Raw genomic sequence first — 25,461 nt, forward strand, 5'->3', positions numbered from 1 at the left:
GTATGGCCCCCGTTTTGTTGGTGCAAAAACCATGAAAATAGTCATTGATCTGGCCGCACAAACACTGTGTTTGCTGGATGAGCAACAGCAAGTCATCAAGCAATACCAGGCCTCAACCGCTGCCGCCGGTATCGGTGAGCAACAGGGCAGTATGCAAACGCCGCGCGGCTTGCACGTGGTCCGGGCAAAAATCGGTGCCGGCCTGCCCATCGGCGCGGTATTGCGTGGACGACGCCCCACCGGTGAGGTTCACACGCCAGAACTGGCCGAACAGTATCCGGAGCGGGACTGGATTCTCAGCCGCATTCTCTGGCTCAGTGGCTGCCAGCCCGGGTTCAACCGGCTCGGGCAAGTGGACAGCATGCGTCGCTATATCTACATCCACGGCACCCCAGACGACCAGCCCATGGGTATTCCTGCATCGCATGGTTGCGTGCGCATGCGTAATGCGGATGTGGTGGAGCTGTTTGAGTTGGTTAAACCTGATTGCCAGGTTTTGATGTTGGACGGTGAGCCGGAGCCCCGGCAGCAATATGTGGCAAATGTCCCGCAGAACGCATTGGCTGGTCTGCAACAACACTTGCATCCAATGACAATTGCCATGCCGATATCTCCTGTACCCGCGCTCAGTGCCGATGCATGGGCGCTATGGAGCGCAGAAGGTCGCTTGCTTGCATTGGCAACATTAACAGGCAGTATGGGGCTGATGCTTTGGCGAGCAGAGGCTGAGGGTGCAGTGCCGGACTGGAAACAATTGCTTGCCGCCATTATTGAGGGTGCGCGCAGTTGGCAGTGGTTTGAGCTGCGTATCCTGACTGTTCCAGCATTTGTTGCCAATGCTCAGTCGCTTGACTTCGAAATCGTGCGGTGCTTGCCGGAAGGCATATTGCTACGCTACTGGCTCGGTCAGCCTCAAACCTGAGTGAGTGGCCAGGATTGCGTATGCGCAGTGCTATTTCGTCGCAGACAAGAAGCCTGCCGCATAAGTCACGGGTAGGGCTGGACGGCACGGCTGACAGCTATGCTGGTGTACGACACTCGCAAGGGGATGAAAAAGAAAAAACCGGGTTTCCCCGGTTTTTTCCTGCAATGTGGCAAACCTTGAGTTCAGATTAGAAATCCGAACGCAGGCCTGTCAGCACGGTGTACGAGGTTTGGCCATTCTTGGCAACCAACGAAACCGAGTTGTTCTGGAACGAGAACTGCTGACCTGTTGTCTTGCCGTCGTTCTTCAGACCAACAGCAGAAGTGTACCAACGGGTTTGCTTGCTCAGGCAGTACACGCCGGACAAGGAGTACTGCTGGCCGGTCAGATCGTCAACGCCGTAAACCTTGTTCGAGCGGCTGTACAGACCTTGCAGCTCAAACTTCGGGTTGAACCAGTAGTTGCCTGTCACAACGTAGTTGTTCCAGCTGGTGCTCTTCGCATGTGTTGCAGCAGTTGCAACATATTTGGAAGCTTCTTCGTTGGAGATATGTTCCCAACCTGCGCCCAGACCCAGACCGAAGTCAAAGGTGTAGCCAGCAGCCAGTTGGTAACCTTCAACTTTGGCACCGTCAGCGATGTTGTAAGTGGTGGCGCCCGTCGTGGCATTTGTTGTGCCAGTGGTGTCGGCCACAGAAATACCGCTAACTTGAGCAAAGTTGCGATCCTTGGCGTATTGATATGCCAGGGACGCGTTGAAGCCACCGTAGTTATACAGGGCAGCAATGTCATAAATCGGTGCGCTGCCGCTAGCTTGCGGGGAACCATCCAGGCCAACGTTGGCACGGATCTGGAAACCACCCCAAGTTGCCGACTCATAAGCCAGGTTGTCGTTCAGGCGGGTAGCCAACTGGGAGAACGTTGCGTTCTTGCCCTTATAGTCGGTCGAATCCAGGAAATCGTCGAACAGCGGCGACAGCTTCGAGGAAGTCAGCACGTTCTTGTAGGTGCTGTCGAAGTTACCAGCGCGGAATGTACCGAAGTCAGGCGCAACAAAACCGATGAAGGAGTTACGACCGCCCCAAGCGCCGCCACCGAAACCCTTAGGCTTGGTGCCGTTGCTGTCTGCAGAAGCTGCAGCTGCACCGATACCGGATTCAAGTTGCCAAATGCCAGTCCAGCCGTTGTCCCACTTGTCGGTACCCTTGAAGCCGATACGCGAGGAGGAATCAACAATACGGGTTTGGCTGCTGACCGCTGGCGACTTGCCGTTCAGGTCACCAAAGCTGTCATATTCAACGTCAGCGCGGATAGAACCGTAGATGGTCACATCGGCCATTGCGATCGGGGTGAGGAAAGCAGCAGCCAGTGCGGCAACCATGATTTTTTTCATTTGAACTATCTCCGTTTGCGGAAAACAATGCAGATGCTTTTATTACATCTGCAACTCTGAAACCTTGGCTAGATAAATACGCTCAACAAGGCGTGGATTTAACATTGCCGGATCACACTGAAAGATCGAGTAAACCGTGGTTTCGTTCTGACTGGGTTTGTTCGGCATTTACCGAATCGTCTTCTTCTGAAACCGGCGCCAGTCTAGGGCCGTATGATGACAGAAATATGACATTTATAGGTTTCAGGGGTCTTATAACTTGTTTTTATATTCCTATAAGTGGCTTAAACGCCCCTGAAATGGCCTTTTATTGGGGATAACCACTAAAAAATGACATTGGTTTTATGCGTTGTTGTTGTAAATAAACAACTACAAAATGGTATGAGGGGAGTGGATATCAGACCCGTCTCTACTAACAGTGCTTATGTGTCGCTTAATAAATAATCAATTAGCCACAATATCCGCCACAAAAGGCAAACCTGAAGGCCGTTTCAATGCAAAACGCCCGGGACAAATGCCCGGGCGGTGCTGTTTTTGAACCGTAAAGAGATAACGGTTGCTGGTTGCTTGACTCTCTTTAGCTAAATAACCCTGCCAATGCTTTACCAGGATTATCTGCGCGCATGAATGCTTCTCCGACCAGGAAGGTATGCACATTGTGCTCACGCATTAATGCCACGTCGCTGGCATCCATAATGCCGCTTTCGGTGACAACAATCCGGTTGCCATCAATGCGCGGCAGCAAATCCAGTGTGGTTTGCAGACTGACTTCAAAGGTGCGCAGGTTGCGATTATTGACGCCAACGAGTGGCGTTTTGAGTTCCAGAGCCAGATCCAGTTCATCGCCGTTATGCACTTCAACCAGAACGGCCATGCCGAGCGCATGCGCGGTGGCTTCCATGTCTTTCATTTGCGCCAGACCCAATTCGGCGGCAATCAGCAAGATGCAGTCGGCACCCCAGGCGCGGGCTTCGAATACCTGGTATTCGTCAATCATGAAATCTTTGCGCAGAGCAGGCAGTTCGCAGGCTGCGCGTGCGGCCTTGAGGTAATCGGCGCTACCTTGAAAATAATGGATATCAGTCAGCACTGACAGACAAGCTGCGCCATGTTCGGCGTAGCTCTCAGCAATCGCGGCGGGCACAAAATCAGCGCGGATAATGCCTTTGGACGGGCTGGCCTTTTTGACCTCGGCAATCACACCCGCTTTACCGGCTGCATGTTTGGCGCGCAGTGCACCCACGAAGTCGCGCTGATCGGTGCTCGATTCGGCTTCTTCACGAATCGCATGCAAGGGGATTGCTTTACGCGCGGCGGCGACTTCGTCCACTTTGGTGGCAATGATCTTTTTCAGAATGTCAGACATGGCAAATCAACCCGGGAATTGCTTGGTAAATTGAATCAGTTCGGCCAGTTTGGCCTTGGCCTTGCCATTGGCAATGGTTTCACTGGCCAACGCGAAACCATCTGCCAGGCTATCCACGACGTTGGCCGCATAAATTGCCGCGCCCGCGTTCAGCACCACGATATCGCGGCACGGGCCGCTTTCATCGTTCAGTACGGCCTCAACAATGGCTTTGGACTGCACAGCATCGCCCGCATGTAACTCGGAGATATGGCAGAGCTTGAAACCATGATCGCGCGGATCAAAATCGTATTCGCGGATTTCGCCGTCTTTCAATTCGGCAATCCGGGTTTGGTCACACAGGGTGATCTCATCCAACCCGTCTTTGCCATGCACGATCAGCACATGCTTTGAACCCAGTTGGCGTAACACGCGTGCTTGAATACCGACCAGATCCGGATGGAACACACCCATCAACTGGTTTTCGGCCTGAGCTGGATTGGTCAGCGGGCCCAGAATATTGAAAATGGTACGTACGCCCATTTCCTTGCGCACAGCGGCTACATGCTTCATCGAACTATGGTGGCTCGGTGCAAACATGAAACCGGCGCCCACATTATCGATACAGGCGGAGACTTGTTCTGCAGTCAAATCCAGCCGCAGACCCAGCGCTTCCAGCACATCGGCGCTGCCGCTACTGGAGGACACCGCGCGGTTGCCGTGCTTGGCTACGCGCCCGCCAGCAGCAGCAACCACGAACATCGCGGTGGTCGAGATATTGAAGGTGTGCGCTTTATCGCCACCGGTGCCAACGATATCTACCAGATGAGTGCGGTCTGCGATGGCAACAGGCAGCGCAAACTCGCGCATGACGGTCGCGGCGGCGGCAATTTCAGAAACTGACTCTACCTTGGTGCGCAGCCCCATTAGCAGGGCCGCGATTTGCACCGCTGGCATCTGGCCAGTCATGATCTGCCGCATCAAAAACAGCATTTCATCGTAAAACAGTTCGTTCTGGTCGATTAGCCGATTCAGGGCATCCTGGACGGTAATGGTCATGCGGGTAACTCCTGGAGAATGGGAAAGCGCGAGCGGTATTGGCTGAGTCGGCGGCTCAGGCCCATTCCTTCAGGAAGTTATCCAGCATCTGATGACCGTGTTCGGTCAAAATGGATTCAGGGTGAAACTGCACGCCCTCGATCGGCAATGTTTTATGGCGCACGCCCATGATCTCGCCGTCTTCAGTCCAAGCCGTCACTTCCAGACAGTCGGGCAGGCTTTCGCGCTCGATCACCAAAGAGTGATAACGGGTGGCGGTAAACGGAGAGGGCAGGTCTTTGAACACGCCCTTGTTGGTATGGCTGACCGGTGAGGTCTTGCCGTGCATCAAGGTTTGGGCGTGCACAATCTTGCCGCCATAAGCCTGACCGATGGATTGATGCCCAAGGCATACGCCCAGGATCGGCAGCTTGCCGGCAAAGTGTTCAATGGCAGCGACTGAAATACCGGCCTCAAGCGGAGTACATGGCCCGGGCGACACGACCAGGTATTTCGGCTGCAGCGCTTCGATCTGTTCGATGGTGATTTCGTCGTTGCGGTACACCACAACGTCTTGTTTCAGTTCACCAAAATACTGCACGAGGTTATAGGTAAACGAGTCGTAGTTGTCGATCATCAACAGCATGGTGAGTTCTCCAGTATCCGGTAAGAGTCAGGCATCAAGGCCGCGTTGAACCAGCTCGGCGGCGCGCAATACGGCGCGGGCCTTGTTCAGCGTCTCTTGCCATTCGCTTTGCGGAACGGAGTCGGCCACGATCCCGGCGCCCGCCTGCATATAAAGCGTGTTGTTTTTTACTACGGCGGTGCGCAGTGCAATGGCCACGTCCATGTCGCCATTAAAGCCAAGATAACCCACTGCGCCGGAATAAACCCCGCGCTTGCTTGGCTCCAGTTCGTCGATGATTTCCATGGCGCGCACTTTGGGTGCGCCAGAAACCGTACCGGCCGGGAAGGTGGCCTTGAGCACGTCGATATTGGACAAACCCGGCTTGAGCTTGCCTTCCACGCTGGAAACAATGTGCATCACGTGGGAATACTTTTCCACGATCATGCGATCCAGCACTTTTACGCTGCCGGTTTGCGCCACACGCCCGGTGTCGTTGCGACCCAAGTCCATCAGCATGACGTGTTCAGCAATCTCTTTCGGATCGGCCAGTAGTTCTGCAGCCAACTCCTGATCTTCTTCCCGTGTTTTGCCGCGTGGACGGGTGCCGGCAATCGGGCGCACAGTAATGGTTTCACCTTCCAGCCGCACCAGAATTTCTGGCGAGGCGCCGACGACGTGCATGTCACCAAAGTGGTAGAAGAACATATATGGCGAAGGATTGAGCGAACGCAGTGCACGATAAAGTGAGAGCGGCGACTCATGGAACGGCAACTGCATGCGCTGCGACAACACCACTTGCATGATGTCGCCATCCAGGATGTATTCCTTGGCCTTGCCGATGGCCTCTTTGAAACGCTCCTCGCCAAATTCCGAGTTCGGCGTGGTAACGCTTTCTGCCGGGCCTTGCAACGGCATCGGTGCGGGGTCGCGCAGCTTCATGCGCAGCTCCCACAGGCGCGCTTCGGCTTTGTCGTAGGCTTCGGGTTTGGCTGGGTCGGCGTAAACCACCAGATAGAGCTTGCCGGAGAGATTATCTACAACGGCCAGCTCTTCAGATAACAGCAATTGAATGTCTGGTGCGCCAATCACATCCGGCTTTTGCACGTGCGCCAGTTTGCGCTCGATAAAACGGATGGTTTCGTAGCCAAAGTATCCGACCAGCCCGCCAATAAAGCGCGGCATATTGGCCGGGATAGAGGCTTTAAAGCGTTGCTGATAGCTATTGATGAAATCCAGCGGATTGCCATCAAAGCTTTCGATGATCCGGTCGTCGTGGATTACATCAACATGTTCGCCGCTCACGGTCAGGCGAGTACGTGCAGGCAAACCGATGAAGGAATAACGACCAAAGCGTTCACCACCGACGACGGATTCCAGCAAATAGGAATACGGACGATTGGCCAGCTTGAGATAAACAGAAAGAGGGGTGTCCAGATCGGCAAACAGCTCGAGGACAACGGGAATACGGTTATAGCCTTGTGCAGCGAGCGCTGCGAATTGTTCACGCGTCAGCATGACTTACTCCGAACGAATTATGGTTTGAGACAAAGCGAATAGGCTTGCGGCCGCTATCAGCAGCTACGCCATCGCCATTCAAGCCAGATATCGTTGGAGTGGAATGCCATATTGGTAATCAGGTCTGCGTAAACAATGAAGAGGAATTTCGGGATTCATCTTGCCGAACTTGCCCGGATTGGTCAACCCGCAGATGCACGCTGGCCGGAATGTGTGGTCCCGGCCTGCCTTTGGTGCTTGTTATCCACTCCAATCCGCCGACTACGGTTGCGGCGGTGGCGCTTCTTTAGGCCAGAGTAACCAGATGCGCCCTTGCTGTTTGGTATGGCCAGCCAATTCGCCAGCGGCGTCGCCAGTGCCCCAGAACAAGTCGGCGCGTACGGCGCCGGCAATGGCGCCGCCGGTATCTTGTGCCGCCAGCGGCCGGTTGATGGCCTTGTTGTTGTCCGGGCGGGTGCTAGAGAGCCAGATCAGGCTCCCCAGCGGCACCGCCTTGGGATCAATCGCCGCGCTATATTCGGCTGTTAGCGGTACACCCAACGCGCCTTGTGGGCCTTCATTGGAGGGCGGCAAGACGCGGAAAAAAACATAGCTCGGATTGCTGGCAAGTAATTCGGGAATCCGTTTCGGATTAGCCGTCGCCCATGCCCGGATCGCCTGCATGCTGACCTGGCCGGACTTCAACTGACCTTGTTCGACTAGCCAGCGGCCAATCGGCTTATAGGGTTGGCCATTCTGATCGGCGTAGGCCAGACGCATTTGACTGCCATCGGCCAAGCGCACCCGGCCAGAGCCCTGAATCTGCAGAAACTGCAAATCCATCGGGTCTTGCAACCAGGCCAAGACCGGCGCGGTTACGCCTTTGTCGCCAATGCTGGCTGCATCCGGGTAGGGCACCAGCTTGCGGCCCTGCAGCTTGCCGCGAACGCGCTTGCCTTTGAGTTCCGGATAAAGATCATCTAGCGCTACGATGATCAGATCATCCGGCACGCTGTAAACGGGCACTGTGGCTTTAGCGGTTTTGCTTTGGCTACCTGGATAAACCGGCTCGTAATAGCCGGTAATCAAGCCAGTCTGGCTGCCATCCGGATTTTGCAACGCGTAGGGCTGTAACCGGTTCTGCAAGAAGCTGCGCACCGCGCCGGCATCTTGCGGCACGTTGGCCGCATCCTTGCATGTTGCCGCCCACGTAGCATTGCGTGCCAGTTTGGGGCAGCCACTACGCCAGGCGTTGAACCCGTTGACCATCTCAACATCCGTGGTCGCTGGCACGTCGCTCCAGCTGACACTCTGGTATTTCACCGCGGCGGGCTGCGGAGTTGGCGTGGGTGTTGGAGTGGGGCCAGGTTGCTGCGTCGGCGGGGTGGTACACGCAGCCAGAATGGCAGCGCAGCACGCGATGAAGGCGCTGCGCCAGGAAAGGGCGTAGTTCTGGAACAGGTGGTCTTGTTTGTTCTGTTTTTGCTGCAATTTCATCCGCCATGGCCTCCGTCGGCTGGTTTGGGGTCGAGTCCCTGTCGCAGTGCGACCAGTCCGGCCTTTTGCAGTTCCAGCGTTTTGGCTGTCATTTGCAACATGCCCACTTGCACGGAAAGCCATTGCTCTACCGTTTTGAGTTCCGCCAGTTTGCGATCGATTTCTTCTTCGGTGAGTGGCGGCATGAATGGATTGGCGCCACTGGGCGGGTTTTTCCACATCTGGGTGAAAAAGCCGAACGGATCTGCAGGATTGAATTCGCTCATCTCATCTCCTTGTCGCCATCGTTGAATAAACCAATCACCAATCACCAATCACCAATCACCAATCACCAATCACCAATTAGAACATTGGACTGACTGCACGGCCACTTTACAAAGCATAAGGGCGAAAACCGCATTTGCCGCGATTTTCGCCCTGTCCTGGCCAGCGAGCGGTGGTTACGTCCCCACTTGCTGAGGGTTTGCCAACTTAATCCACATGCAACTGGACGTCGTTGTCGTGTGTTGCAGCCTCAACCGAGGCCAGCGCCGTCATGTTCACCACGCGCCGGACCGATGCCGTTGGCGTGAGGATATGCGCGGTAGCCGGGATGCCCAGCAGGATTGGCCCCACCGTCAAGCCATCGCCCGCAGTCATTTTGAGCAGGTTGAACGAGATGTTCGCGGCATCCAGGTTCGGCATGATCAACAGATTGGCGTCGCCCTTGAGCGTGGAGTGCGGGAACACGCGCTGACGGATTTCCGCCGAAATGGCTGCGTCACCATGCATTTCTCCGTCGATTTCCAGTTCAGGTGCGCGTTCACGCACCAGCCGCAATGTGGCTTGCATCTTGCGGGCGGACGGGCTGTCCGACGTGCCGAAACTGGAGTGCGACAACAGCGCGACTTTGGGCGCGATGCCAAAATTGCGCACCGCTTCTGCCGCCATCAAGGTGATGTCGGCCAGTTGTTCCGCAGTCGGGTCCTGGTTGACGTAGGTATCAGCAATGAAAATGTTGCCGGTTGGCAGCAGCAGCGCATTCATCGCACCCGTGGTCGCCGCACCTTGCTTGGGGCAAAGTACATTGGTGACATAGAAATGATGCTGGTGATAGCGCCCGGTCAGGCCACAGATCAGCGCGTCGGCTTCACCGCGTTTTACCATCAATGCGCCAATCAGCGTCGGTTTGCCGCGCACTTCCAGTTGCGCCTGCTCTTCCGACACGCCCTTGCGCATCATTAGAGAGTGGTACAGCTTCCAGTACTCGCGATAGCGCGGATCGTGTTCGGGATTGCAGATTTCAAAATCCACGCCGTGCTTGATGCGCAAACCCAGGTGCTCAATGCGCTTGAGGATGACTTTCGGGCGGCCAATCAGAATCGGCACACACAGCTTCATGTCCACGGCTTCTTGCACGGCATGCAGTACGCGCTGGTCTTCGCCCTCGCAATACACCACGCGTTCCTGCTTCTTGCGAGCGGCCGAGAACACCGGGCGCATAAACAGGTTGGACTTGTAGACAAACTGGGTCAGGTCTTCGATATACGCGTGCATATCGGTGATCGGCCGTTCGGCCACACCGCTATCCATGGCCGCTTGCGCAACGGCAGGCGCGATCTTGATGATCAGGCGTGGGTCGAACGGTTTGGGAATCAGATATTCCGGGCCAAATTTCAGGCTCTGGCCACCATAAGCATCGGCCACCACGTCGGATTGTTCCGCGTGGGCCAGATCAGCGATGGCAGTTACTGCAGCGCGCTTCATTTCTTCATTGATCGTGGTGGCACCGACATCCAGCGCGCCACGGAAAATGAACGGGAAGCACAAAACATTATTAACCTGATTCGGATAATCCGAGCGGCCAGTACACACAATGGCGTCGGGGCGCACGGCCTTGGCAGCCGGCGGAGCAATCTCGGGGTCGGGGTTGGCCAGCGCCAGAATCAGCGGTTTGGCGGCCATGCGCGTGACCATTTCTTGAGTCACAACGCCAGGGCCAGACAAACCCAGGAAAATATCCGCGCCATCAATCGCGTCGCTCAGCGTGCGGGCAGGGGTGTCACGCACGTAGCGGGCTTTGGTCTCATCCAGGCGTTCGTCACGGCCGGTGTAGATCACGCCTTTGGAGTCGCAAACCAGTACGTTTTCGCGTTTCAGGCCCATGCCAACCAGCAAATCCAGACACGCAATCGCTGCCGCGCCAGCACCGGAACAGACCAGTTTGACGTTTTCGATCTTCTTTTCGACGTAACGCAAGCCGTTCTTTACCGCGGCGCCGGTAATGATGGCAGTGCCGTGTTGATCGTCGTGGAACACCGGGATATTCATGCGTTCACGCAGCTTGCGTTCAACGATGAAGCACTCCGGTGCCTTGATGTCTTCCAGGTTGATGCCGCCGAAAGTGGGTTCCAGCGATGCGATGATCTCAACCAGTTTGTCCGGGTCGTTTTCCGCGACTTCGATATCAAATACGTCGATACCGGCGAATTTCTTGAACAGTACGCCTTTGCCTTCCATCACCGGCTTGCCCGCCAGCGGGCCGATATTGCCCAGACCGAGTACGGCGGTGCCGTTGGAGATCACCGCGACCAGGTTGCCCCGTGCGGTCATGTTGCGGGCTTCCGCCGGGTCTTCGACGATGGCCATACATGCGGCAGCAACGCCTGGGGAGTAGGCCAGTGCCAGATCGCGCTGGCTAGCCAGTGCCTTGGTCGGCACCACCTGGATCTTGCCGGGCTTGGGAAAGCGATGATAATCCAGTGCTTTTTTATTCAGTTCTTCATCCATGTACGACTCCGATGCCTTTCAACTTTGTAGTAGTCAGTGGTGATTGAATGCTTGAATCAACTAAATGGCGGTTAGCGTGATGCTGGACGCCTGCCCGGCCGAAAACAAGTCAGGGTTTTGCCGAATAGGGAAAGCGTGATGACCTCCTGACTGCGGACCGCCTGGAACGGCGCTCGCCAGCCGGAAAACAAACAAGGGGCGCGAGGCCCCTTGTTTGGTAGTGTTATGAGAAACGAATCGAAACTGCATCATTACCCAGCCACGTTTTCAGTGAACCCACCAGATCGTCATGCAAAGTAACGCGCCAGATATTGCCCAGAGCCAGCCGGCAACTGGCGTTGTCATTGTGATATTCGATTTCAACCTGGCAAGCACCGCCAGACCAGTTATCCAGCGCTTGCCGTAGTTTGCCCGGGTCGGCATTGCCGTTGAATTTGAGCGTAAGTGCCTGCGCAAACTGGCTGCGCGCTTCCGCGATATCCATAACCCCGTCCGCAATCACACGCAGGCCGCCAGAGAAACGATCTTCACTGATTTTTCCTGGGATGACCAGCAAGGCATCTTCAGTCAATTTGGTGCGATTGGCTTCAAATACCTCTGAATATACGGTGACGTCTTGTTTGGCAAAACCGTCATCCAGCGTCACAAACGCCATGCGCCCACGCTCGCCATTTTTGACGCGCACACCAATCACAATCCCGGCGACAAACTGAATGTCTTTACGCGGTTGCAAGCGATCCAGGCGGGTTTTGATAAAGGCTTTGACGTCTTTGGCATAGGCGTCAAAGGGGTGACCGGACAGATAAAACCCGATTGCCGGTTTTTCTTCGGCCAGCCGGGTTTTGTCGTCCCACGCAGGAACGGTAATCCATTCCACCGTTGGCGCAGCAGAAGGCTCGAACACGTCAAACAGACTGCCTTGATTGGCGTTGGCAGCAGCGTGCTCGGCCAGACTCATGGCTTGCTCAACGTTGCCCAGCAGCTGCGCGCGATTGGGTTCAAGCGCATCAAACGCACCACCGCGAATCAGCGCTTCCAGCACGCGTTTGTTGACTTCTTTCTTGTCGGTGCGCATGCAGAAGTCATAAAGATCGGTAAACGGACCATTGGCTGCACGCTCGGCCACGATCATGTTAACCGCGCCTTCACCGACGCCCTTGATGGCGCCCAGTGCATAACGAATCTGCCGCTTACCCACTGGCACAAAGCGGTACATGCTGTGGTTCACGTCCGGCGGCAGCATTTCGAGTTTGTTTTTCTCAATGCAATCGTCGTAGAACACCTTCAGCTGGTCGGTGTTATCCAGTTCCGAACTCATGGTCGCGGCCATGAAAGCGGCGGTGTGGTGCGCCTTGAGCCATGCTGTGTGGTACGACACCACCGCGTAGGCGGCCGTGTGCGACTTATTAAAGCCGTACTCGGCAAACTTGGTCATCAAGTCGAACAGGTTTTCTGCCAGCGCCGGGTTGTAGCCTTTTTGCGCCGCACCTTCGGCAATGGTTGCCCGGTGCTTGGCCATTTCTTCGGGCTTTTTCTTGCCCATGGCCCGGCGCAACATATCCGCGCCACCGAGCGTGTAGCCACCGATAATCTGCGAAATCTGCATCACCTGCTCTTGATACACGATCACGCCATAGGTTGGCTCCAGACACTTTTCCAGATCGGGGTGGAAGTAGTCCGGTTTCTCCAGACCTTTTTTCCGGTTGATAAACGTATCAACCATGCCGGAACCCAGCGGGCCGGGACGGTAGAGTGCCAAGACCGCGATAATGTCTTCAAAACGGTCAGGCTGGAGTTTTTCCAGCAGCCGCTTCATGCCGTCCGATTCAACCTGGAATACGGCGGTGGTATTGGCATCGCGGAAAACCTGGTAGGCCGCCTGATCGCCAAAACCCAGACTCATCAAGTCGATGTATTCGCCGGTTTGCTCTTTAATGTATTGCAGGGCCAGTTCGATAATCGTCAGATTTCGCAGGCCCAAAAAGTCGAACTTCACCAGCCCGACTTGCTCAACGTCATCTTTATCCAGCATGGAGACGGGTGACGAATCCACGCCGCTGGCCTGGTAGACGGGGCAGAAGTCGGTGATCTGACCCGGTGCAATCAATACGCCCCCGGCATGCATGCCGATGTTACGGGTCAGCCCTTCGAGCTTTTTGGCCAATTCCCACAGTTCGGCGACTTCTTCTTCGTTCTGCACCCGCACGGCCAGTTCCGGCACCATTTCGGTCGCATCGTCCAGACTGTATTGCTTGCCTGGGGCAGCTGGAATCAACTTGGACAGGCCATCGACAAACATGTAAGGCAGATCGAGCACACGACCCACATCGCGCACCACAGCTTTGGCCGCCATGGTCCCGAAAGTGGCAATCTGGCTCACCGCTTCGGCGCCATATTTGCCGCGCACGTATTCAATGACACGCCAGCGGTTGTCCTGGCAGAAGTCAATATCAAAGTCGGGCATGGAAACCCGTTCCGGGTTCAAAAACCGCTCGAACAGCAGGGCGTAGGCGGTGGGATCGATGTCCGTAATACCCAGCGAATACGCCACCAATGAACCCGCGCCCGAACCCCGGCCTGGCCCCACCGGGCAGCCGTTTTGCTTGGCCCAGATAATAAAGTCGGCCACGATCAGGAAGTAGCCCGGAAAACCCATCTGGATGATGGTATCGGTCTCAAACTTCAGCCGTTCCTGGTAACGCGGGCGTTCGGCATCGCGCTGGGCCTGATCCGGATACAGCTGCGCCAGTCGCATCTCCAGGCCTTCTTTGGCCTGATGCACCAGGAAGTCATCCAGCGTCATGCCTTCCGGAGTAGGGAACAGCGGCAAGAAATTTTTGCCCAGCACGATATTGATGTTGCAGCGCTGAGCGATGGTAATGGTGTTGGCCAGCGCTTCCGGAATATCGCTGAATAACTCCTGCATTTGGGCAGGTGTCTTGAAATACTGTTCTTCAGTAAAATTACGCGGGCGGCGTTTGTCCGAGACGACGTAGCCTTCCGCAATACAAGTCCGGGCTTCGTGCGCCTTGAAATCGTCCGGTGCCATAAACTGGATGGCATGGGTGGCGACGACGGGCAAATCCAGTTCGGAGGCCAGATCAAGATGGCCTTGCACGGAGACTTCGCACTCTGGCTTGCCAGTGCGTTGCAGTTCCAGGTAAAACGCATTTGGAAAGCGAGCGTGCCACCATTGCGCCAACTCTCTGGCACCTTCCAGATTGCCATTCAGCAAGGCTTGGCCGATTTCGCCCTGATGGGCGCCAGACAGACACAGCAAACCGCTGTTGTCGCCTTCATCCAGCCACGCTTTTTTAAGCTCAGCCCGTCCGCGATACTGGTTTTCCAGATAGGCCCGCGTCAGCAACTCGCACAAGCGCCCGTAACCACCGCGATCGCGCGCAACGAACAGCACGCGGGTCGGTTTGTCGCGGTCTTCTTCGTTTTCGATCCATGTATCCAGCGCCACAATGGGCTTGAGACCGGCGCTGCGGCAGGACTTATACAACTTGACCATGCCAAACAGGTTCATCAGATCCGATACGGCAACAGCGGGCATGCCTAACGCTTTGGCATGACTTACCGCGTCGTCAATGCGCACGATGCCGTCGGTTACAGAGAATTCGGAGTGCAGGCGGAGATGGATAAATGCAGGGGTATTCATAGCGCCGATTCTATCACCCCTCGCCGTGCCAGGCATGCCCCGAGGAGTGCGCGTGTGGGATCCCTCTGGCTTGCCCGGTGGCCAAAGTTACGTTATGTTGTTGATATCAATGGGAGTGTTTTATGGATTCCGCATCTTCTGCATCAACGGCAAGCAGCTTGCTTAATTCTCTGGTTCTGCAACCCGCAGCGACCAACGTGGCTGTTGGCGTCGGGGTAATGAAAAAAGCCAACGACGCGCAGGCCTCGGCAGCGCTGAGCTTGCTGCAGGCATTACCGCCGGTGCCGCAATATAACAACCCGACTAATCTGGGCAACGCGGTAGATACCAAGGCGTAATGGGGAGTCTCCCCGCGCGTGAGTTGGTGGTTCAGCCACCGGATTAAAAAAACGACCTGAGGGTCGTTTTTTTTCGTCTGAAGATTATTTTGTGCGCCGCACAAATATTGCATTGACATGTATCGGCGTTCTGCCACAATGCTTCCAGATGTTGCGTTGCACAAATCCTAAAGGAAAGATCATGACGTTTGGTTCCAACCGTTTTGCCGAAGAGTTTTCCCGCGCTCAACAAGTCGGGATCGAGCGGTCCTTGAATTACGCACAGACCTTTCTGGCCGGTGCGGAGCGTTTGTGGGGCGTGCAGCTGGGCTTTGCCAAGACTGTGGCTGCCGATAACGTTGAGGCGATCAAAGCCTTCTCGCAGACCAAAGATGTGCAAGGTGCTTTGGCATTACAGCGTGGCCTGGTCGAGCCGCTAATTGAAAAAGCCACTGCCGCATGGCGTGAATCCATTGGCATTGCGCAAGCAACCCAACAGGCCTTGAGCGAATTGGTCGAACAGCAAGTCAAAAAATCTGGCGATGAGGTGCTTTCCGGATTTGACGCATTCGCTGATCAAGCGCCCGCCGGTGCCGAAGGCATCAAAGTGTTGCGCAATGGCGTAGCGGCTTCGCTGGACGCTTATGGCACAACAGTAGCCGCTGCGCGCAAGCAGAGCGAAGAGTGGGTTGCCACTGTAGTACAGAATGTGACTAAAGCAGCGCCTGCGGCGAACGGTCGTCGCAAAGCTGCTTGAGCAAATGTTTTAACGTTTCAAAGCGCATATCTGCCGATTGCGATTATGGCCCTCTGACGAGGGCCATTTTTTTTGCCAACGCACCACCGATACTGGCTTAGCCTTGTGCTGTTGAAGTGTCAGGACGCGGTTGCGGCGGACGGGCTTGGGACGACTGGGAGTATCAGCAGCCACTGTGCTAGCTCCCTCGCCAGTGCATTAGAGCTACCTTGGAGCAAGAGGCCACTTTGCGCGGCGTGCCATGGAGTGAACGGCTCGGTGTCGAGGGCCAGGTAATCCCGCGCCTCTCGCTGCAGCTTCTCAAAACCGCCGTGAACCAGGTATTGCCAAGACTGCAGATCAAACGGCGTGCTGCCGGGTTGCTGCAACGCGCGCTGTAACCACAACCAGACCTCTCCAGACTGCATTAGGCAGGCACCGCTTGCGGTCTGCAAAAACGCGCCAGCCCCGGGGCCGCCTGCGTGAAGCCATGCGTTGGGCAGGGCTGGCGACAACGCTGCAATGATGGGTTCGGCTATTGCAAGGTCACTGTGCTTTGCACCGACAGCGAGCATCCAGCCGTAGATTTGCCCGAGGGGGTTTTGCAAGTTGCCGGCTATATCCAGCAGATGCCAGCCCTGTGCATCGGCTTGGCTTTTCCATGCCAGATATTCCGCGAGCCCTTGCGGGTTCACCAACACCAACGTGCTGTCGGGGGTGGGTGCAGGCGGCAAAGCAGTTGGAGTTTCTGCCGGAAATACCGGCACCCCCAATCCTGATCGCGCCAGGCGGCCAAGGATGGAGGATGCGAGCGCCGCTGGGGCAACCAGGCAAACTTGCGTGAGCATTGGAATCAGGCAGTCAATTGCTTTGACAGTTGTTCATCAATTGTTTCAAGCCTTCGGTGTCTTTCAGTTCGATGAGCCTGTTCTGTACTCGAATCAGACCATTGTCCTGGAAGCGCGATAAGGTTCTGCTTACCGTTTCCAGCTTCAGGCCGAGGTAGCTGCCGATTTCTTCGCGCGTCATGCGCAGATGAAAGCTGCTGTGCGAATAGCCACGTAAGGCAAAGCGCTGCGAGAGATTGAGCAAGAACGCAGCAATCCGTTCCTCTGCCTTCATATTGCCCAACAGCAGCATTACGCCATGATCGCGGACGATTTCGCGGCTCATCATCTTGTAAAGATGGCGTTGCAGGTTGGGAATACGGCGCGACATGGATTCGATTTCAGCAAAGGGCAGTTCGCATACTTCGCTATCTTCCAACGCAACTGCGTCACAAGTGTGATGGTCGGTGCTGATTGCATCCATGCCCATCAACTCACCATTCATGTGAAAACCGGTCACTTGTTCGCGACCATCTTCAGAAACGATGCTGGTTTTGAAGAAGCCGAGGCGCACTGCATAGAGTGCATGGAACGGCTCACCGGCACGGTAGAGTGCTTCGCCGCGCTTGATGGGGCGGCCCTGGCTGACCAATTGATCAACTTGTCGCATTTCTTCGGGCGACAAGCCAATGGGCAGACACAGTTCACGCAAACTGCAATTTGAGCAGGCGTGCCGCAGTTGCTTGAGGCCGGTTTCGCGTAACTGAATTGGTGACAGCATGATGTTGTTCCACTATGACTTGAAATTTTTACGCCATTGCAGCGGCACCCTTACACAATCCTGTGTGCCGCTTCATCGAATTCTGTGCCGCTTATTGAGCCAGGTCACGTATCCTCGCAGTAGATGCTAGCATCATGCGAGTCGTATTGATTTGGATCAAGTAACTATGTCCCAGATGTAGGCAAAATCTTTACCCTGTGTTTTAGGGGTAGGACAAATGCATACAACACCGTTGATCCAGCAGGTCGAATTCGATCGATCTCTTGTCGAGCGCTACGATGGCAAAGGCCCTCGCTACACGTCTTATCCCACCGCAGACCGATTTGCCGAGCTTGAAACTGCCGATTATCGCGAGATGCTGTTGCATTCGCGTGTAGGTGAGGCGGACAAGCCTGCTTCTTTATATTTTCATCTGCCGTTTTGCAATACGATTTGCTATTACTGCGCTTGCAATAAAGTGATTACCAAAGATGAATCGCAGGCAGTTAAATATACAGAGTATCTACAAAAAGAAATACAGCTTCACGTAAATATATTGCCATACCGAATGAAGGTTGGCCAGATCCACTTTGGGGGTGGTACACCGACTTTTTTGCCGGAAACCCAACTAGCCACTTTAATGCGCGCAATTAATGATAATTTCGACATTCTGACGGATGGCGAATATTCAATCGAAATTGATCCGCGCAAACTTGAATTATCAAAAATAGCGTTGCTGGCTGAAACGGGTTTTAACCGGGTGAGTGTTGGCGTTCAGGACTTTGACGAGAAAGTGCAGCGCGCCGTTAACCGGATTCAGAGTGAAGAGCAGACCCGCAAGGTGATTGACGCCGCGCGCGCTTCCGGGTTTCGTTCAGTCAGTATCGACTTGATCTATGGCCTGCCGTTCCAGTCTGTAGCTAGTGTCATGCAAACCATCGACCGGGTGCTGGACATCCATCCAGACCGCATTGCGCTTTATAATTACGCCCATTTGCCTGAGCGCTTCAAGCCGCAACGACGCATTGATACGGCCGCATTGCCCGACTCATCGGCCAAGCTGGATATACTGCATGCAGCCATCGACAAATTGACTGCCGCTGGTTACGTTTATATCGGCATGGATCACTTTGCATTGCCGGATGATGATCTTTCCATTGCCCAGCGCCGTGGTACTTTGCAGCGTAATTTCCAGGGTTATTCAACTTACGCGGAATCTGATTTGCTGGCATTTGGTGTATCCGGAATTGGTAAGGTTGGGGCCGGGTATTTTCAGAATTCAAAAAATATCGATGAGTATTACGAGATGCTCGATCGTAATCAATTGCCAATTGAGCGCGGGTATATTTTGAATATGGATGACTTGCTGCGCCGTTCGGTAATTCACGGATTAATGTGTCGCTTTAACCTCAATTTTGGACAGATTGAAACCGCCTGGTTACTGGATTTCAAAACCTACTTCGCCCCCGAAATGGGGCGGCTGTCACAGATGGAGCAGGACGGCTTGTTGCAGTTGAGCGAAGAGGGCATTGAGGTCACGCCTAAAGGACGCATGCTGATCCGTTCCATTGCGATGGTGTTCGACCGTCATCTGCGCGAGAAGACCACCGCAGCGAGCTATTCGCGCCTGGTTTAAGGTAAGCTCAGACCGGCATGCGGCGTGCAACGCGCCGTGGCGGCTGGCCTTGAGGCCGCCGCAGATTGTTTTCTTTGCCAGGGTTCTGATTTGCACGATTTTGACCTTCTTGCTTTTTTCGTGGCCGGCCTGCTGGGCGGTGGTCACTGCTTTGGTATGTGCGGCGGGGTGGTTGCTGCATTCAGCCTGCAGTTGCCGCCAGGTCCGCGCTTGCGTTATCACCTCGGTTTTAATCTGGGCCGGATTGGCGGTTACGCGCTGATCGGGGCTTTGGTTGGTGCCATTGGTTCGTTGCCGGCGCTTGTTTCGCTGCAGTCGATCAAGGTAGTCCTGTTTGTACTGGCCAACCTGCTATTGATTGCGGTGGGCTTGTATCTGGCTGGATGGTCGACCTGGGTGACTCGGCTGGAAACCGTTGGTCGGCCCGTCTGGCGAAAAATTCAGCCCTTACTGGCGCGTCGCTTGCCTGTCAGGCACTGGCGAGACACGTTTATTATCGGTGGCCTATGGGGCTGGTTGCCTTGCGGCTTGGTCTACACCGCAAGCTTGTCAGCTTTGGCTAGCGGCAGTGTCGTTCGAGGGGCCCTGATAATGCTTGCCTTTGGGCTGGGAACACTGCCAAACCTGTTGTTGATTGGCCAGGCGGCGGGGCGTGCAAACCTTCTGTTGCGCAAGCCTTTGGTCAGGCTTGTGGCAGGATTGTTATTTGTGTCGTTTGGTATCTGGCGCCTGGTTTCACTGCTGCTATTTAGTCATATAGTCCTTTGACAGACTATTCAGTGCAACGTAACTGAACTAAAATCTGTCAGCTTATGCCTTTAGCATCGTTGAATAGGTCAAAACCCAGCATGCCCACGCCGATCCTCGTTGTCGACGATTCCACTATCGCACGCAAAATGCTGATCAAAGCGTTGCCGCCGCAATGGGATGTGGAAATCACCCAGGCCAGCAATGGTCTCGAAGCGCTTGAAGCTTACAGAAATGGAAAGGCTGATGTGATGTTTCTTGACCTGACCATGCCAGATCTGGATGGTTATGGCGTCCTGGAAACGCTGCAGAAAGAAGGCCTGAACTCTTTCGTGATCGTCGTTACCGCCGACGTACAGACCCTCGCTCGCGAGCGTGTACGGGCGCTGGGCGCGGCTGCTTTCGTGAAAAAGCCTGTCGATCCGGTTAGCATTGAGGCTGTTCTGCGCGAGTACGGGATCAACCTATGACTGCGATTGCTTTGAACGAAGACCAGCGCGATGCGCTGCAGGAAGTAACCAACATCGCCATGGGCAGGGCGGGAGCTTTGCTGGCACAAATCATGGGCGGGTTTGTGCATTTGTCGGTGCCGGGGATTTGCCTTGCGGATGCGAGCAATATCTCCGAAACCATTGCTAACACCGTCGGGCGTGAGCTGGCCGTTACCGCAGTGCGCCAGTCTTTCAGCGGCATGTTGCGTGGCGAAGCCGTGGTGATCTACGACGAGCGTGGCTGTCGCAACCTGGCTGATCTCATGGGCTACGAAGACGAGATCGGCGCCTCCACCGAACGTGAGTTGCTGCTTGATGTCGGCAATGTGCTGGTCGGCGCATGTTTGAACGGCATTGCCGATCTACTGTTGTCGCCACTTTCATATTCGCCACCTACGCTGATTGCCGAAAACGCCGAGGTTGACCGACTGATTAACCCCGAGCAATTGACGTGGGATTGCGCCTTGCTGATTCAGGTGCGCTTCACCCTGGAAATTCGCGATTTCACCTGCCATTTGCTCACGCTGATGCCGGAAGAATCCATCACCCAACTGAAAAAGGCGCTGGATGCGTTCATGGAAAGCATCTAATGCTGGAGACGTTGCGCAATTTCATTATCAGTGAAGTCGGTGTTGGCATTTTCGCGGTGGACAAGCAGTACCGGGTTTTACTGTGGAATCGCTTTATGGCAGACCACAGCGGCGTGAGCGCCGAGGCCGCGATTGGGCAGAATCTGTTTGAACTGTTCCCGGACCTGCCGCAAAAGTGGCTGGCCAAAAAGGTCGATGGTGTATTCACGCTGCACAACTTTGCCTTCACCTCATGGGAGCAGCGCCCCTGGCTGTTTCCGTTCCGGCACAACCGGCCAATTACTGGCGGCATTGATTTCATGCAGCAAAACTGCACGTTCATGCCGGTACGTGAAGCCACAGGCGAAGTCAGCGCCGTAGCGGTCACGGTTTCGGATGTGACTGATGCGGCGGTTTACCAAAGCATGCTGAAGCAGGCGATGGCCAAGCTCGAAGAAAGCTCCAGTCGCGATGGTTTGACCGGCGTTTACAACCGCCGCTTTACTGAAGCGCGGTTGGTGGATGAAATCGCCAGGGTCGAGCGTTATCAGGCTGAAACCTTCAGCGTGATCTTGCTGGACCTGGATCATTTCAAACAGATCAACGACACCCACGGCCACCTTGGCGGCGATGAAGTGCTGCGCGAGGTGGTAGAGCGCATTCGCCGGGTGCTACGCGATACCGACGTGTTCGGACGCTACGGTGGTGAAGAGTTCTTGCTAATGCTGCCGCAAACGGGTCGGGACGGCGCTATTGCCGCAGCCGAGCGCATTCGGCGCGCCATTGCCGAAAGCCCGATCAGCTACGACGAGGTGCCGATTGCCGTCACAGGTAGCCTGGGCGTGGCAGTTTACGAACCGGGCACACCCAAGGTTGATCGCGTAAAAGCCCAGGCCGATCTTGCCTTGTATTCGTCCAAACGGGCCGGGCGTAATCGCGTGACGTTCTACAGCGCGCAAATGGTTGACAAGGAACTGGGCGCGGATTGATTTGCGCTTGTTGCTTTTTCGCACAGTCATTTTCTGCGCCATCCACGTACTCGATTTCTCCTTTCTGGCGGGTAATCTCCCGCCAATTCAAGCGCTTCGGCGCACTGCAGCACCGGCAAGCGCTTTTCTTGTAATTACTGTTACATTCTTCGCGATATTCTGAACTCATCTGCGGTAAGCCTCGTCTATAACAAAAAGCGAGGGGGCGCGATGCCACCTCGTTGTCCAGCGCCGCCCCTTGCTGCTTTGACTACCCGTTTCAAACCCCACCTGGCGACGCGTGGCAGCCGTATCCCAATCCACCGAAGCTGGAGATGCGTCATGGACGTGTTCAATCACTATGCCTCGAGATACGAGCGCACCCGCGAAGAAGAACTCACGCTAAAGGAATATCTGGAGTTGTGCCGGCAGGATCGCTCGGTTTATGCGACCGCTGCCGAACGCATGTTGATGGCGATTGGCGAGCCGGAGATGGTCGATACCCGCCTGGATTCGCGAGCGTCGCGCATCTTTCAGAACAAGGTAATGCGGCTGTACCCGGCGTTTCGCGAGTTCTATGGCATGGAAGAAGTCATCGAACAGGTGGTGGCATATTTCCGCCACGCCGCGCAGGGGCTGGAAGAAAAGAAACAGATTCTTTATCTGTTGGGGCCAGTGGGCGGCGGTAAGTCATCCATTGCTGAAAAGCTCAAAGAGCTGATGGAGCGCGTGCCGTTCTATTGCCTGAAAGGCTCGCCGGTAAACGAGTCGCCGCTGGGCTTGTTCAATGCCGATGAGGATGGCGAAATCCTCAAGGAACAATATGGCATTCCGGATCGCTACCTCAAGACGATCCCTAGCCCATGGGCGGTGAAGCGGTTGCATGAGTTCAATGGCGATATCAACCAGTTCCGCGTGGTGAAACGTCATCCTTCGGTACTGCGGCAGATTGCGATTTCCAAGACCGAACCGGGCGATGAAAACAACCAGGATATCTCCTCGCTGGTGGGCAAGGTGGATATCCGCAAGCTGGAAAAATACGCCCAGGATGACCCGGATGCGTATTCGTATTCCGGCGGTCTGTGCCTGGCCAATCAAGGCTTGCTTGAGTTTGTGGAAATGTTCAAAGCACCGATCAAGGTGTTGCACCCGTTGCTGACGGCTACCCAGGAAGGTAACTTCAAGGGTACGGAAGGTTTTGGGGCGATTCCGTTTGAAGGGGTGATTCTGGCTCACTCCAACGAATCGGAGTGGAAGCAGTTCCGCAACAACAAGAACAACGAGGCCTTCCTCGACCGGATCTACATCGTCAAAGTGCCGTACTGCCTGCGGGTGTCGGAAGAAACGCGCATCTACGACAAGCTACTGCGTAATTCATCTCTCTCGGCCGCGCCATGCGCGCCAGGTACGCTCAAGATGATGTCGCAGTTTGCGGTGCTGTCACGACTCAAGGAGCCGGAAAACTCCAGTCTGTATTCCAAGATGCTGGTGTATGACGGCGAGAACCTGAAAGACGTCGACCCGAAAGCCAAATCCATGCAGGAATACCGCGACTTTGCTGGCGTGGATGAAGGCATGAGTGGGTTGTCGACGCGCTTTGCCTTCAAGATTCTCTCGCGCGTATTCAACTTTGATCACCAGGAAGTGGCAGCCAACCCCGTGCATTTGTTGTACGTGCTGGAGCAGCAAGTAGAGCGCGAGCAGTTCGCGCAAGAGCAGGAACAACGCTACATCGCCTATATCAAGGAGTTCCTGGCGCCGAAGTATGTCGAGTTTATCGGCAAGGAAATCCAGACCGCTTACCTGGAGAGTTACTCTGAATATGGTCAGAACATTTTTGATCGCTACGTGACCTTTGCCGATTACTGGATTCAGGATCAGGAATACCGCGATCCGGATACTGGCGAGAGCTTTGATCGCAACTCGCTCAACAATGAACTGGAGAAAATCGAGAAACCGGCCGGGATCTCCAACCCGAAAGACTTCCGCAACGAGATCGTCAACTTTGTACTGCGCGCGCGGGCCAGCAACGCCGGCAAAAACCCGGCGTGGACCAGCTATGAAAAGCTGCGCACGGTGATCGAAAAGAAGATGTTCTCCAACACGGAAGAATTGTTGCCGGTGATTTCGTTTAACGCCAAAGCCAGCGCGGAAGACCAGAAGAAACACGAGGACTTTGTGAACCGCATGGTCACCAAGGGCTACACACCCAAACAGGTGCGCCTCTTGTGCGAATGGTATCTGCGAGTGCGCAAATCGTCGTGACGAGGCAGATCGATGAGGTGGCCGGGAGCACCAGCGCCGAGTAATAGCGCGCTGGCGTTTCCGGCAAGGGTTAATCCCGCTCGGGGGCGTTATGCATCATCTGATAGACCGGCGTTTGAACGGCAAGAACAAATCGGCAGTCAACAGGGAGCGTTTTCTTAAACGGTTCAAAACCCAGATTCGCGATGCGGTGGCCCGCTCGGTCAAGGATCGGTCCATTACCGATATCGAACGCGGGGAGAAAGTGTCCATCCCCGTTCGGGACGTCAACGAACCCACGCTGGGTCACGCCGCTGGTGGCGTGTGGGAGCGGGTTTTTCCCGGTAATAAAGAGTATCTGCGCGGCGATCAGATCAGCCGACCCGAATCTGGCGGGGGAGGTGGCAGCGGTGGTTCCGGGCAGGGCGGCGGTGGCGAGGACGACTTCGTTTTTGATCTGTCGCGCGAGGAGTTTCTCAATTTCTTTTTTGATGAACTCGAACTACCCAATCTGATCAAGCGCCAACTCACACAAACCATCACCTTCAAATCGGTCCGCGCCGGGTTCACCAGCGACGGCACGCCGACCAATATTCACGTGTTGCGTAGCTTGCGCAGCGCGCTCGGGCGCCGGATTGCGTTATCCGCCGAGCCGATGCGCGAGCTGAATGAAGCGCAAGAAGACCTCGACCAGTTGCTGGAAACGCGTGGTGAGCACGATCCGGTGGTGAAAGCCGCGCTGGAGAAAATCCATTTGCTCAAGGCGCGGGTAGCGGCGATTCCGTTTATTGATCCGTTCGACCTTAAATACTCCAACCGCACGCGCATCCCGATGCCGACTACGCAAGCGGTGATGTTCTGCGTGATGGATGTTTCGGGCTCAATGGATGAAAACAAAAAGGATATCGCCAAGCGGTTCTTCATCCTCCTGTATCTGTTCCTGACGCGCATTTACGAGAAGATTGAGGTGGTGTTCATTCGCCATCACACGCAGGCGTATGAGGTTAACGAGGATGAGTTTTTCCACGCCCGCGATACCGGTGGCACGGTGGTGTCCAGCGCGCTCAAACTCACGCGGCAGATTATCGAGGCGCGTTATCCGTCATCAGACTGGAATATCTACGTGGCGCAGGCCTCGGATGGCGATAACTGGGATTCCGACTCACCCCAGTGTCGCGAACTGCTGGTAAATACCTTGCTGCCGCTGCTGCAGTACTACGCCTATGTCGAAATAACCGAAGGGGAGCCGCAGAACCTCTGGTACGAATATGAAATGGTGGCCCAGACGCATAAAGAATTTGCCATGCGTCGAATCAGGGATGCGTCGGAGATCTGGCCCGTGTTCCGGGATCTCTTTCGCAAGCATCCGGAAAAAGCGGTGGCCTGACCGGCCAGTGCAACGGCAGAGGATTC

The 25,461-nt window shown here is 55.2% G+C and carries 21 protein-coding genes; 10 read left to right on the plus strand and 11 right to left on the minus strand.

The window, feature by feature from the left end; translation table 11 throughout:
* Positions 1 to 31 precede the first annotated feature (31 nt).
* On the plus strand, positions 32 to 922 hold the full coding sequence (locus tag P4L78_RS14310) for a L,D-transpeptidase family protein (protein WP_283149643.1): 891 nt from the start codon (positions 32 to 34) through the stop codon (positions 920 to 922).
* Between the two features lie 190 nt (positions 923 to 1,112).
* On the opposite strand, the gene P4L78_RS14315 is transcribed toward P4L78_RS14310, so the two are convergent.
* The 9 genes from P4L78_RS14315 to dnaE all read right to left on the minus strand — a co-directional run bounded on the left by P4L78_RS14315 (position 1,113) and on the right by dnaE (position 14,753).
* The gene (locus tag P4L78_RS14315) at positions 1,113 to 2,318 is read right to left on the minus strand and encodes a porin (RefSeq protein ID WP_309328574.1); all 1,206 of its coding nucleotides are present in this window, start codon (positions 2,316 to 2,318) and stop codon (positions 1,113 to 1,115) included.
* A gap of 577 nt (positions 2,319 to 2,895) precedes the next feature.
* The gene (gene trpC / locus P4L78_RS14320; protein WP_309328575.1) at positions 2,896 to 3,684 is read right to left on the minus strand and encodes an indole-3-glycerol phosphate synthase TrpC; all 789 of its coding nucleotides are present in this window, start codon (positions 3,682 to 3,684) and stop codon (positions 2,896 to 2,898) included.
* 6 nt (positions 3,685 to 3,690) lie between these two features.
* Complete coding sequence (trpD, locus tag P4L78_RS14325; protein WP_283149640.1) at positions 3,691 to 4,722, minus strand: anthranilate phosphoribosyltransferase; 1,032 nt, start codon at positions 4,720 to 4,722, stop codon at positions 3,691 to 3,693.
* A 55-nt stretch (positions 4,723 to 4,777) separates the two neighbouring features.
* On the minus strand, positions 4,778 to 5,347 hold the full coding sequence (gene pabA, locus P4L78_RS14330; RefSeq protein WP_283149639.1) for an aminodeoxychorismate/anthranilate synthase component II: 570 nt from the start codon (positions 5,345 to 5,347) through the stop codon (positions 4,778 to 4,780).
* Between the two features lie 27 nt (positions 5,348 to 5,374).
* Positions 5,375 to 6,844, minus strand: a complete 1,470-nt coding sequence (gene trpE, locus P4L78_RS14335; RefSeq protein WP_309328576.1) for an anthranilate synthase component I — start codon at positions 6,842 to 6,844, stop codon at positions 5,375 to 5,377.
* 261 nt (positions 6,845 to 7,105) lie between these two features.
* Entirely contained in the window at positions 7,106 to 8,320 is a 1,215-nt protein-coding gene (locus tag P4L78_RS14340; protein ID WP_283149637.1) for a murein transglycosylase A, read from the minus strand.
* Entirely contained in the window at positions 8,317 to 8,586 is a 270-nt protein-coding gene (locus P4L78_RS14345) for a PhaM family polyhydroxyalkanoate granule multifunctional regulatory protein (RefSeq protein WP_283149636.1), read from the minus strand. Before P4L78_RS14345 ends, P4L78_RS14340 begins: the two co-directional genes overlap by 4 nt.
* Before the next feature lie 205 nt (positions 8,587 to 8,791).
* Positions 8,792 to 11,089, minus strand: coding sequence for an NADP-dependent malic enzyme (locus tag P4L78_RS14350; RefSeq protein WP_283149635.1), 2,298 nt, complete (start codon positions 11,087 to 11,089; stop codon positions 8,792 to 8,794).
* A 223-nt stretch (positions 11,090 to 11,312) separates the two neighbouring features.
* Entirely contained in the window at positions 11,313 to 14,753 is a 3,441-nt protein-coding gene (gene dnaE, locus P4L78_RS14355; RefSeq protein WP_309328577.1) for a DNA polymerase III subunit alpha, read from the minus strand.
* A gap of 122 nt (positions 14,754 to 14,875) precedes the next feature.
* Here dnaE and P4L78_RS14360 point away from each other — a divergent pair, with 122 nt between their 5' ends.
* Positions 14,876 to 15,091, plus strand: a complete 216-nt coding sequence (locus tag P4L78_RS14360; protein ID WP_309328578.1) for a YjfB family protein — start codon at positions 14,876 to 14,878, stop codon at positions 15,089 to 15,091.
* Positions 15,092 to 15,272: 181 nt separating this feature from the next.
* Positions 15,273 to 15,827, plus strand: coding sequence for a phasin family protein (locus P4L78_RS14365; protein WP_283149632.1), 555 nt, complete (start codon positions 15,273 to 15,275; stop codon positions 15,825 to 15,827).
* A 119-nt stretch (positions 15,828 to 15,946) separates the two neighbouring features.
* Here the strand turns inward: P4L78_RS14365 and P4L78_RS14370 are convergent, their stop codons facing one another.
* On the minus strand, positions 15,947 to 16,654 hold the full coding sequence (locus P4L78_RS14370; RefSeq protein WP_309328579.1) for a hypothetical protein: 708 nt from the start codon (positions 16,652 to 16,654) through the stop codon (positions 15,947 to 15,949).
* A gap of 13 nt (positions 16,655 to 16,667) precedes the next feature.
* Positions 16,668 to 17,414 carry a fumarate/nitrate reduction transcriptional regulator Fnr gene (gene fnr / locus P4L78_RS14375; RefSeq protein ID WP_283149630.1) on the minus strand — a complete coding sequence of 249 codons (747 nt, stop codon included), beginning with the start codon at positions 17,412 to 17,414 and terminating at the stop codon, positions 16,668 to 16,670.
* A gap of 217 nt (positions 17,415 to 17,631) precedes the next feature.
* Between fnr and hemN the strand changes: the two genes are divergently transcribed.
* From hemN to P4L78_RS14410, 7 genes are all read left to right on the plus strand, one after another.
* Positions 17,632 to 19,029: an oxygen-independent coproporphyrinogen III oxidase gene (hemN, locus tag P4L78_RS14380; RefSeq protein ID WP_283149629.1), complete on the plus strand. Its 1,398-nt coding sequence runs from the start codon at positions 17,632 to 17,634 to the stop codon at positions 19,027 to 19,029.
* Positions 19,030 to 19,053: 24 nt separating this feature from the next.
* Entirely contained in the window at positions 19,054 to 19,797 is a 744-nt protein-coding gene (locus tag P4L78_RS14385) for a sulfite exporter TauE/SafE family protein (RefSeq protein ID WP_390901539.1), read from the plus strand.
* A gap of 80 nt (positions 19,798 to 19,877) precedes the next feature.
* Complete coding sequence (locus P4L78_RS14390) at positions 19,878 to 20,246, plus strand: response regulator (RefSeq protein ID WP_309328580.1); 369 nt, start codon at positions 19,878 to 19,880, stop codon at positions 20,244 to 20,246.
* Complete coding sequence (locus tag P4L78_RS14395) at positions 20,243 to 20,857, plus strand: hypothetical protein (RefSeq protein WP_283149627.1); 615 nt, start codon at positions 20,243 to 20,245, stop codon at positions 20,855 to 20,857. Before P4L78_RS14390 ends, P4L78_RS14395 begins: the two co-directional genes overlap by 4 nt.
* Positions 20,857 to 21,825 carry a sensor domain-containing diguanylate cyclase gene (locus P4L78_RS14400; protein ID WP_283149626.1) on the plus strand — a complete coding sequence of 323 codons (969 nt, stop codon included), beginning with the start codon at positions 20,857 to 20,859 and terminating at the stop codon, positions 21,823 to 21,825. Before P4L78_RS14395 ends, P4L78_RS14400 begins: the two co-directional genes overlap by 1 nt.
* Positions 21,826 to 22,146: 321 nt before the next feature.
* Complete coding sequence (locus tag P4L78_RS14405) at positions 22,147 to 24,069, plus strand: PrkA family serine protein kinase (RefSeq protein WP_283149625.1); 1,923 nt, start codon at positions 22,147 to 22,149, stop codon at positions 24,067 to 24,069.
* Positions 24,070 to 24,160: 91 nt separating this feature from the next.
* Positions 24,161 to 25,435, plus strand: a complete 1,275-nt coding sequence (locus tag P4L78_RS14410) for a YeaH/YhbH family protein (protein WP_309328581.1) — start codon at positions 24,161 to 24,163, stop codon at positions 25,433 to 25,435.
* Positions 25,436 to 25,461 lie beyond the last annotated feature (26 nt).

Origin of the sequence: Silvimonas sp. (genome assembly GCF_031291215.1) — a bacterium.
Lineage (GTDB): Bacteria > Pseudomonadota > Gammaproteobacteria > Burkholderiales > Chitinibacteraceae > Silvimonas > Silvimonas soli.

What these genes read in the sequence shown, in the direction of transcription:
- P4L78_RS14310 (WP_283149643.1), top strand. Translation starts at nt 32, where the DNA reads ATGAAAATAGTCATTGATCTGGCCGCACAAACACTGTGTTTGCTGGAT.
- P4L78_RS14315 (WP_309328574.1), bottom strand. Translation starts at nt 2,318, where the DNA reads ATGAAAAAAATCATGGTTGCCGCACTGGCTGCTGCTTTCCTCACCCCG.
- trpC (WP_309328575.1), bottom strand. Translation starts at nt 3,684, where the DNA reads ATGTCTGACATTCTGAAAAAGATCATTGCCACCAAAGTGGACGAAGTC.
- trpD (WP_283149640.1), bottom strand. Translation starts at nt 4,722, where the DNA reads ATGACCATTACCGTCCAGGATGCCCTGAATCGGCTAATCGACCAGAAC.
- pabA (WP_283149639.1), bottom strand. Translation starts at nt 5,347, where the DNA reads ATGCTGTTGATGATCGACAACTACGACTCGTTTACCTATAACCTCGTG.
- trpE (WP_309328576.1), bottom strand. Translation starts at nt 6,844, where the DNA reads ATGCTGACGCGTGAACAATTCGCAGCGCTCGCTGCACAAGGCTATAAC.
- P4L78_RS14340 (WP_283149637.1), bottom strand. Translation starts at nt 8,320, where the DNA reads ATGAAATTGCAGCAAAAACAGAACAAACAAGACCACCTGTTCCAGAAC.
- P4L78_RS14345 (WP_283149636.1), bottom strand. Translation starts at nt 8,586, where the DNA reads ATGAGCGAATTCAATCCTGCAGATCCGTTCGGCTTTTTCACCCAGATG.
- P4L78_RS14350 (WP_283149635.1), bottom strand. Translation starts at nt 11,089, where the DNA reads ATGGATGAAGAACTGAATAAAAAAGCACTGGATTATCATCGCTTTCCC.
- dnaE (WP_309328577.1), bottom strand. Translation starts at nt 14,753, where the DNA reads ATGAATACCCCTGCATTTATCCATCTCCGCCTGCACTCCGAATTCTCT.
- P4L78_RS14360 (WP_309328578.1), top strand. Translation starts at nt 14,876, where the DNA reads ATGGATTCCGCATCTTCTGCATCAACGGCAAGCAGCTTGCTTAATTCT.
- P4L78_RS14365 (WP_283149632.1), top strand. Translation starts at nt 15,273, where the DNA reads ATGACGTTTGGTTCCAACCGTTTTGCCGAAGAGTTTTCCCGCGCTCAA.
- P4L78_RS14370 (WP_309328579.1), bottom strand. Translation starts at nt 16,654, where the DNA reads ATGCTCACGCAAGTTTGCCTGGTTGCCCCAGCGGCGCTCGCATCCTCC.
- fnr (WP_283149630.1), bottom strand. Translation starts at nt 17,414, where the DNA reads ATGCTGTCACCAATTCAGTTACGCGAAACCGGCCTCAAGCAACTGCGG.
- hemN (WP_283149629.1), top strand. Translation starts at nt 17,632, where the DNA reads ATGCATACAACACCGTTGATCCAGCAGGTCGAATTCGATCGATCTCTT.
- P4L78_RS14390 (WP_309328580.1), top strand. Translation starts at nt 19,878, where the DNA reads ATGCCCACGCCGATCCTCGTTGTCGACGATTCCACTATCGCACGCAAA.
- P4L78_RS14395 (WP_283149627.1), top strand. Translation starts at nt 20,243, where the DNA reads ATGACTGCGATTGCTTTGAACGAAGACCAGCGCGATGCGCTGCAGGAA.
- P4L78_RS14400 (WP_283149626.1), top strand. Translation starts at nt 20,857, where the DNA reads ATGCTGGAGACGTTGCGCAATTTCATTATCAGTGAAGTCGGTGTTGGC.
- P4L78_RS14405 (WP_283149625.1), top strand. Translation starts at nt 22,147, where the DNA reads ATGGACGTGTTCAATCACTATGCCTCGAGATACGAGCGCACCCGCGAA.
- P4L78_RS14410 (WP_309328581.1), top strand. Translation starts at nt 24,161, where the DNA reads ATGCATCATCTGATAGACCGGCGTTTGAACGGCAAGAACAAATCGGCA.